Genomic DNA, 8,799 nt, shown 5'->3' on the forward strand with positions numbered 1-8,799 from the left:
GCGTTAGCCGTACGGCTGGCGCTGCGGTGTAAGTTGCCAGACACGGACCGTTTCTTCATCACGACGAGGGGTTGGCCTTGAGCTTCCGGACCCCAGGGGCCGGCAGGGCGATGCGCTTGCCACGCCGGCCGCGGCTGCTTCTGCCTGTGGCCATCGCGCTGGTCGCGATCGTGGCCCTGTTTTTTCTTTTTTCTGGGATTTATACCGACTACCTGTGGTTTGACGCGACCAACTACACGTCGGTCTTCTCCGGGGTGCTGCTGACCGAGATCGTGCTGTTCCTCGTCGGAGCGGTGCTCATGGTCGGCATCGTGGGCGGCAACATGCTGCTGGCCTTCCGCACCCGGCCGATGTTCGGCCCCGCCGTGTTCGGCGGCGGCAGCGGAGCCGACCGCTATCGCATGGCGCTCGACCCCCACCGCAAGCTGATCTTCATCGTCGGCATGGGCCTGCTCGCGCTCTTCTCCGGCTCCTCGTTCGCGGGGCAGTGGAAGACGTGGCTGCAGTTCGTGAACGGGGCCACGTTCGACAAGAAGGACGAGATGTTCGGCATGGACATCTCCTTCTTCATGTTCGATTACCCGTTCATCAGGATGGTGCTGAACTTCCTGTTCACCGCCGTGATCATCTCGATCGTCCTGGCCACGATCACCCACTACCTCTACGGCGGCTTCCGGCTGCAGTCGCCGGGCGTGCACGCCTCCAAGGCCGCGCGGATCCACCTTTCCGTGCTGCTCGGCGTGTTCGTCCTGCTCAAGGCCGTCGCCTACTACATCGACCGGTTCGGTCTGGTCTTCTCCGACCGGGGCTACGTGCACGGCGCGTCCTACACCGACGTCAACGCCGTGCTCCCGGCCAAGAACATCCTCGCGATCATCGCGCTGATCTGTGCCGTGCTGTTCTTCGCCGGTGTCGTGCGCCCCGGCGGCATGCTGCCCGGCGTCTCGTTCGGCCTGCTCGTGCTCTCGGCGATCCTGATCGGCGGCGTCTACCCGGCGCTGGTCGAGCAGTTCCAGGTCAAGCCCAACCAGCAGGGCAAGGAAGCCCTCTACATCGACCGGAACATCCAAGCCACCCGATCAGCCTACGACGTGCAGAACGCCGAAGTGATCGACTACAACGCCCAGGCCGACCCGACCAAGGTCAGCGCCGGCGGCGACGAGTCGGTGACCGGCGTACGCCTGCTCGACCCGGCGCTGGTGTCGTCCACGTTCGAGCAGACCCAGCGCATCCGCGGCTTCTACGGCTTCCCCGACCAGCTCGACGTCGACCGCTACCCGGGCAAGGACGGCAAGCTGGTCGACCACGTGGTCGGCGTCCGCGAGCTGCTCGGCCCGCCCGCGCCCCAGAACAACTGGATCAACCGCGCGCTGGTCTACACCCACGGCTACGGCTTCGTCTCCGCGCCGGGCAACCAGGTCGACGCGGGCGGCCTGCCCGCCTACGACAGCAAGGACATGCCGGTCACCGGCGACCTCGCCGCCGCGACCGGGCTCAAGGAGTCGCGCGTCTACTTCGGTGAGAATCCCGGCTCCACCGAGTACGTCATCGCCGGCGGCAACCCCGGCAAGCCACAGGAGCTCGACTACCCGGTCTCCGGCGGCCAGACGGGCCAGCAGAACACGACCTACACCGGCAAGGGCGGCGTGCCGATCGGCTCGGCACTCAGCCGGCTGGTCTACGCCGCCAAGTACGGCGAGATGAACATCCTGCTGTCGGGTGACATCAACGAGAACTCCAAGATCCTCTACGTGCGCAACCCGCGGGAGCGGGTGGAGAAGGTCGCGCCGTTCCTGACCCTCGACGGGAACGCCTACCCGGCGATCGTCGACGGCCGGATCACCTGGATCATCGACGGGTACACCACGTCCAACGCGTACCCGTACTCGCAGAGCGAGAGCCTCGGCGACATGACCCGCGACCTGGCCACCGACCGTCGCGTGGTCGCCCAGCAGCCGCAGGACGAGATCAACTACATCCGCAACTCGGTCAAGGCCACGGTCGACGCCTACGACGGCACGGTCACGCTCTACGCCTGGGACGGCAACGACCCGGTGCTGAAGACGTGGTCCAACGCCTTCCCCGGCACGATCAAGCCCGCCTCGCAGATGAGCCCCGAACTCCAGGCGCACGTCCGCTACCCGGAAGACCTGTTCAAGGTCCAGCGCTACATGCTGTCGCGCTACCACGTCACCAACGCGGCCGCCTTCTACAGCGCCCAGGACTTCTGGAACATCCCCAGCGACCCGTCGCAGGGCAACCAGTCGGTCAAGCAGCCGCCGTATTACCTGACGGCGACGATGCCTGACGAGTCCGAGCCGTCGTTCTCGCTGACCACGACCTTCGTCCCCAGAGAAGGCCCCAACCTGGCGGCGTTCATGGCGGCGGGCTCCACGGTCGGCAAGGACTACGGCAAGCTGCGCATCCTGCGCATGCCGTCCAACACCACGGTCCCCGGCCCCGGTCAGGCCCAGAACAACTTCCAGAACAAGTTCTCGGGCGAGCTGGGCCCCCTCGGCCTCGGCCAGGCCAACGTCAGGTACGGCAACCTGCTGACCCTGCCGTACGCGAACGGGCTGATCTACATCGAGCCCGTCTACGTGCAGACCAAGGCGGGCACCGGCCAGGAGCCGTACCCGATCCTGCGGCGGGTGCTGGTGGCGTTCGGCAACAAGGTCGGCTCGGGTGACACTCTCGACCAGGCGCTGGAGCAGGTGTTCGGCGGCGAGCAGCAACAGCAGAACACCCAGCCGCAGCAGAACACGCCCAACCAGACGAACACGTCGGCGATGAACACCGCCATCTCCAACGCCCAGAAGGCCTACGAGGACGCCCAGAAGGCCCTCCAGGCCAACCCCCCGAACTGGGACGAGTACGGCAAGGCGCAGAAGCGGCTGCAGGAGGCGCTGAAGCAGATCGAGAGCGCCAACGTCCAGCCGGCGGCGACCCCGTCGCCCTCGGCCTCCCCGTCGGCCTCTCCCTCGGCGTCACCGTCGGCCTCACCGCCGGCAACGTCCACGCCGACGCCTACACCGTCGGGCACACAGGCCGGAGGCGCGACCTAGCCCATTCGGTTTGCGCCCACCCCGCGTCACCGATAGGCTTGAGAAGCAAGACAACGACGCGGGGTGGAGCAGTTCGGTAGCTCGCTGGGCTCATAACCCAGAGGTCGCAGGTTCAAATCCTGCCCCCGCTACCAAGATTCGAGGTCCTGGCCGACGGCCAGGACCTCGTTGCTTTTTCACCGGCACCGCAGATCCCATCCGGCGTCGTCCGTCTCCAGGAACTCGACCACGGCGGCCGCGGGATCGCCGTCGCTGAAGTACACCCGGCCGCCCGCCTTGTCGTAGTAGCTCGTGAGCTCGGCCTCGGGCAGGCTGGTGAGCAACGAGAACCTGACGAGGAAGTCACAGTGGTCACCTGCACCCCCACCGACCCCTGCGCCCCGGAGGCGTTGAAGGAGGTGCCAGGCGGTAGCGGATGGGCGAGAACCCGATTCTCCATGTCCGCCAAGCGGAGGTCGTTGCCCCACATCGGCACCATGACGAGCAGAGCCACCGCCACGGGCACCGCCACGAGGGGAATCCTGCGACGCGGAAGAGAGCGGCGTGCCGGGAGAGGTTTCAGCAGCATGAGGCCCATGATCACGCCGCCGACGCGCCCGGACAAGGCCGACCGGGTCGAGGGACTCCGAAAGGGCGGTATAGTTGATAACAACACACCGACGCGGGGTGGAGCAGTTCGGTAGCTCGCTGGGCTCATAACCCAGAGGTCGCAGGTTCAAATCCTGTCCCCGCTACCAAGCCGAAGTCCCTGGTCGCCACACGGCGACCAGGGACTTCGTCGTTTTCGACCCTAGATCGTGCTCAGGCTTGTCGTACGACCTCTGTCCTGATTACATGATTACATGACGGAAAAAGACGTTCCGACCATCTACGAGTGGGCGGGCGGAACCGAGGCGTTCGAACGGCTGACCGTGACGTTCTACCGGACCGTCCTGAAGGACGACCTCATCGGTCCGCTGTTCGCCCACATGGACGCCGACCATCCCAAATACGTTGCCATGTGGCTCAGCGAGGTCTTCGGCGGCCCCGACCGGTACACCCACGAACGCGGCGGATACTCCCACATGCTCGCCCACCACCTGGGCCGGGCGATCACCGAGCCGCAGCGCCGCCGCTGGGTGAACCTCCTCATGGACGCCGCCGACGAGGTCGGCCTGCCCGACGACCCCGAGTTCAGGGCCGCGTTCGCCGGCTACATCGAGTGGGGCACCCGGCTGGCCGTGCACAACTCCCAGCCCGGCGCGACCCCGCCACCGGAGGCCCCGGTTCCGCACTGGGGTTGGGGAGTCGCTCCGCCATACCAGCCGTAACCTGGAGGAATGGGAAGCACGTCGCGCGGGCGACTGCGGGTCTACCTGGGCGCGGCGCCCGGCGTCGGCAAGACGTACGCCATGCTCGGCGAGGCGCGACGGGCCAAGGAGCGTGGCCGTGACGTGGTCGTGGGCCATGTCGAGACCTACGGCCGCGACCAGGTCGCCCGCCTGCTCGACGGCCTGGAGATCGTGCCGGGACGCACCCTTCCCCATCGCGGCGCCACGTTCACCGAGCTCGACGCCGACGCGGTCATCGCCCGCCGCCCCAAGGTCGTGCTGGTCGACGAGCTGGCCCACACCAACGCGCCCGGCTCCCGACACGCCAAACGCTGGCAGGACGTCCAGGACATCCTGGACGCCGGCATCGACGTCGTCTCCACGCTCAACATCCAGCACCTGGAGTCCCTGCGCGACGTGGTCGAGCAGATCACCGGCCTGCCGCAGCGCGAGACGGTCCCCGACGACCTCGTACGGCGGGCCGAACGGCTCGAACTCGTCGACATGTCACCCGAGGCCCTGCGCCGACGGCTCGCGCACGGCAACGTCTACCCGCCCGAACGCGTCGACGCCGCCCTCGCCAACTACTTCCGCGTCGGCAACCTGTCCGCCCTGCGGGAGCTCGCCCTGCTCTGGGTGGCGGACCGGGTAGACCGGCAACTCACCGCGTACCGGGCCGACCACGACATCGCGGGTACCTGGGAGGCCCGCGAACGCGTGGTCGTCGCCCTCACCGGCGGCCCCGAGGGCGACACCCTCGTCCGCCGCGCCGCCCGCATCACGGCCAGGACCAAGGGCGCCGACCTCCTCGCCGTGCACGTGACCCGGGCCGACACCCTGTCCACCGGGAGCGATCCCGCCAACCTGGTACGCCAGCGCAAACTCGTCGAGGACCTCGGCGGCACCTACCACCAGGTGGTCGGCGACGACATCCCGCGTGCGCTGATCGAGTTCGCCGACGGCGTGAACGCCTCGCAGCTCGTCCTCGGCGCCTCCCGGCGGGGACGGCTCGCGCAGCTGTTCACCCGAGGCGTGGGCATGACGACGACCACGCTGTCCGGCTCGATCGACGTGCACATGGTCCCGCACGAAGCCATCAGGAAGGGCTCCGGCCGGCCGCCGTCCAGGGGCGCGTTGACGCGTACGCGAAGGTTGTCCGGCTGGGCGCTGACCCTGGTCGCGATGCCGTCGCTCACCGGCGTGATCGCGCCGCTGGACCTGAGCCTGCCCAGCGAGATCCTGCTCTTCCTGCTGCTGGTCGTCGGCGTCGCGCTGGTGGGCGGGATGTGGCCGGCGCTCACGGCGGCGGTGCTCGCGTTCGGCCTGCTCAACTGGTTCTTCACGCCGCCGGTGCACACCCTGACCATCTCCGAGCCGGAGAACGTGCTCTCCTTGGCCATCTTCGTCCTGGTCGCCGCCATGGTCAGCACGGTCGTGGACGTGGCCGCCCGGCGCCGCAGGGAGGCGGTCCGTTCGAGAGCGGACGCCGAGGTGCTCTCCACGCTGGCCGGACACGTCCTGCGCGGGGAGTCGGCGCTCGCTTCGTTGCTCGGACGGTTGCGCGAGACGTTCGGACTGACCGCGGTCACCCTGCTCGAACGGGACGACCCGCCGGGGGACTGGCGCATCGTCGCCACGTCCGGCGGCCCCCCGATCACCGCCCCGCCCGCCACTGCTGCGGACGGCGGGCGCGGCGTCGTCACCATTGACGACCGGCTGGTGCTCGCGACCCGCGGCCGGCTGCTCGACGCCAGCGACCGCCGCGTCCTGGAGGCGTTCGCCGCCGAGGCCGCCGTCGCCCTGCGCCAGGAACGGCTGCGCGAGGCGGCCGAGCGCGCCGAACCGCTGGCCGAGGCCGACCGCATGCGCACCGCGCTGCTCGCCGCCGTCGGCCACGACCTGCGCACCCCGCTCGCCTCCGCCATGGCCTCCGTGGAGAGCCTGCGCAACACCGACATCGCCTGGTCCGACGGAGACCGCGCCGAACTGCTGGCCACCGCCCACGAGTCCCTGATCAAACTGAACCGGCTCGTCTCGAACCTGCTCGACATGAGCCGCCTCCAGGCCGGCGTCCTGGGCGTCACCCTGCGACCCGTCGCCGTCGAGGACGTGCTGCCCCGCGCCATCGACGACCTCGGCCCGCTGCGCGACCGCGTCAAAGGGGACCTTCCGGTCGACCTGCCGGAGTTCCAGGCCGACCCGGCCCTGCTCGAACGCGTCCTGGTCAACCTGATGGCCAACGCCGTCCGCTACAGCCCCGAAGGCGAGCCCGTGCTCGTCACCGCGAGCTGGCACGGCGAACACGTCGAGATGCGCATCATCGACAGGGGGCCAGGAATCCCCCCAGAAGCACATGAAAGGGTGTTCCTGCCCTTCCAACGACTCGGCGACCGCGACAACCACACCGGCGTGGGCCTCGGTCTCGCACTCTCGCGCGGCCTCACCGAGGCGATGGGCGGCACGCTCCTCCTTGAGGACACCCCCGGAGGAGGGCTCACCATGACCGTCTCACTGAGGAGGGCCCCGTGACCCGTGTGCTCGTCGTCGATGATGAGCCCCAGATCCTGCGTGCCCTGCGCATCAACCTGGCGGCCAGGCACTATGAGGTCGCGGTCGCCCCCGACGGCGCGTCGGCGCTGCGCCAGGCCGCCGACTGGCATCCCGACCTGGTCGTCCTCGACCTCGGACTGCCCGACCTCGACGGGGTCGAGGTCATCGAGGGGCTGCGGGGCTGGACCAAGGTCCCGATCATCGTGTTGTCGGGACGTACCGACAGCACGGACAAGGTGGACGCACTCGACGCCGGCGCCGACGACTACGTCACCAAACCGTTCGGCATCGACGAGCTGCTGGCCCGCATCCGCGCGGTGACCCGCCGCACGAACCAGCACGAAGAGGAACCCGCGACGGTGCGGCTCGGCGACCACGTGATCGACCTCGCCGACAAGACGATCTCAGGCGGCGTACGGCTGACTCCGACGGAATGGCACTTCCTGGAGATCCTGCTCCGCAATCCCGGCAAACTGATCAGCCAGCGGCAGCTGCTGACCGAGGTGTGGGGCGCCAACTACCTGAAAGAGACGCACTACCTGCGTCAGTACATGGCCCAACTGCGCCGCAAGCTCGAACGCGACCCCGCCCACCCGGTGCACCTGCTGACCGAACCCGGCATGGGGTACCGGTTTCAGCCCTCCTGATCCCTGACCATGACGATCGCCTTGAGCACAGCCCACCCGAACAACAGGATTCCGAACAGCACCTGAGCGGCACGCACCCACACCGAAGACGTCTGATCTGCATAGATCACAACACCGATCCACATCAGACCAAATATCCCGACCAGGATGATTGCCGACCAGTTCAGCCCCCGTTGCCACATAAGTGCAGTGTTACAGCCGGGTAGCCAAGGCCGGGTATGGCCACAGTCCTCATCCGGTCGAAGCCTGCCGTACCGGGTGGAACAGCCCAGAACGATCGGTTGTGGGGGACCGCCGGCTCAGCGGGGGAGCGTCCGGTGCGCCCCGACGCACCGCCGCAGTCGCATCCCGCGCACCCGCACGACCGGCGGCTGTTGCGGCTGCTGCTCCTCGTGCAGGCAGGCGAGCAGCGCCTCGGCCGTACGCGCGTCGGCCAGGATGCGCTGAACGTCCTCCTCGTCCGCGGGCAGCTGGCCGCGTTCGGCCAGCTCGCGGGTGAGGAAGGCGAGCGGGTCGGGCGCGCCGACCATGTCGGCCGCCACCGTCGCCTGCGCCGCCGTGAGCAGCCGCAGGTAATGGGTACGCAGGACGGCCTCGCGCACACGTGCGTGTTCGAGGTCTTCGATCAGGGTTCGGGCGATTCGCAGGAGGTCTCCCGCATGAGTCGCCGGGTCGGCGAGGAAGGCACGGATGTCGTCGAACTCCGAGCGGGTCATGGCGGGCACCTCCGAGAGCGCAGTCTGCTCGTGGATACCTTCGTACCGAGGGGCGATTGCGGATGACTTGCTGACGGCTTGACTCCGGGTGTCGTACGGGCGGACATGCCCCCGGATGACCTAGGTTTGACGATCTTGTGGCCAGGGAAGGACCCTACGATTACCTGTGTGGCGCGAAGTAGGCGCGGGAGACTGCTAGAGTTGCTTCGCGCAGGGCGGCCGAGGGGCTCGCAAGAGCCTCAAGAGAAGCCCGGCAAATCCCACTTCCTCTGGTTCATTCAAGACGGTTCAGAGCGGTCTGAATGAGCTGGTAAGTTAGAGGGGTTGTCCCGGAAGCGGGGCGCGACTTAATTACCGCAGGTCGAGCAAGTCCGGTCAATTTGACAGAGACTTGAACGGCTGAAAGAATTAAGACACAACGAAAGAACGCAAGACGAAATGAACGCCTCTGAACGAGGATCCGGGAACGGGTTCTGGTGAGGAAGTACGCGTCCGTTTCTTGAGAACTCAA

The 8,799-nt window shown here is 67.8% G+C and carries 7 protein-coding genes and 2 tRNA genes; 6 read left to right on the forward strand and 3 right to left on the reverse strand.

Annotated elements, in window-relative coordinates:
* Positions 1 to 110: 110 nt before the first annotated feature.
* Both ACIA8R_RS14780 and ACIA8R_RS14785 read left to right on the forward strand, forming a co-directional pair.
* Entirely contained in the window at positions 111 to 3,065 is a 2,955-nt protein-coding gene (locus ACIA8R_RS14780) for a UPF0182 family protein (RefSeq protein ID WP_364104458.1), read from the forward strand.
* Between the two features lie 57 nt (positions 3,066 to 3,122).
* A tRNA-Met gene (locus ACIA8R_RS14785) sits at positions 3,123 to 3,199 on the forward strand.
* Positions 3,200 to 3,241: 42 nt separating this feature from the next.
* Here the strand turns inward: ACIA8R_RS14785 and ACIA8R_RS14790 are convergent.
* Positions 3,242 to 3,388 carry a hypothetical protein gene (locus ACIA8R_RS14790; RefSeq protein WP_397038660.1) on the reverse strand — a complete coding sequence of 49 codons (147 nt, stop codon included), beginning with the start codon at positions 3,386 to 3,388 and terminating at the stop codon, positions 3,242 to 3,244.
* A gap of 337 nt (positions 3,389 to 3,725) precedes the next feature.
* Between ACIA8R_RS14790 and ACIA8R_RS14795 the strand changes: the two genes are divergently transcribed.
* From ACIA8R_RS14795 to ACIA8R_RS14810, 4 genes are all read left to right on the forward strand, one after another.
* A tRNA-Met gene (locus ACIA8R_RS14795) sits at positions 3,726 to 3,802 on the forward strand.
* A 105-nt stretch (positions 3,803 to 3,907) separates the two neighbouring features.
* Positions 3,908 to 4,375 (forward strand): group II truncated hemoglobin, encoded by a 468-nt coding sequence (locus ACIA8R_RS14800; protein WP_364104452.1) that lies wholly within the window; start codon positions 3,908 to 3,910, stop codon positions 4,373 to 4,375.
* 9 nt (positions 4,376 to 4,384) lie between these two features.
* The gene (locus tag ACIA8R_RS14805) at positions 4,385 to 6,904 is read left to right on the forward strand and encodes a DUF4118 domain-containing protein (protein WP_397038662.1); all 2,520 of its coding nucleotides are present in this window, start codon (positions 4,385 to 4,387) and stop codon (positions 6,902 to 6,904) included.
* Entirely contained in the window at positions 6,901 to 7,572 is a 672-nt protein-coding gene (locus tag ACIA8R_RS14810; RefSeq protein WP_357708280.1) for a response regulator, read from the forward strand. Before ACIA8R_RS14805 ends, ACIA8R_RS14810 begins: the two co-directional genes overlap by 4 nt.
* On the opposite strand, the gene ACIA8R_RS14815 is transcribed toward ACIA8R_RS14810, so the two are convergent.
* On the reverse strand, positions 7,560 to 7,754 hold the full coding sequence (locus ACIA8R_RS14815) for a hypothetical protein (protein ID WP_364104446.1): 195 nt from the start codon (positions 7,752 to 7,754) through the stop codon (positions 7,560 to 7,562). The genes ACIA8R_RS14810 and ACIA8R_RS14815 overlap by 13 nt on opposite strands.
* 117 nt (positions 7,755 to 7,871) lie before the next feature.
* Entirely contained in the window at positions 7,872 to 8,288 is a 417-nt protein-coding gene (locus tag ACIA8R_RS14820) for a hypothetical protein (protein WP_397038665.1), read from the reverse strand.
* Positions 8,289 to 8,799: the final 511 nt, after the last annotated feature.

It is taken from the genome of Nonomuraea sp. NPDC051191, from assembly GCF_044455665.1.
Classification (GTDB): Bacteria; Actinomycetota; Actinomycetes; order Streptosporangiales; family Streptosporangiaceae; genus Nonomuraea.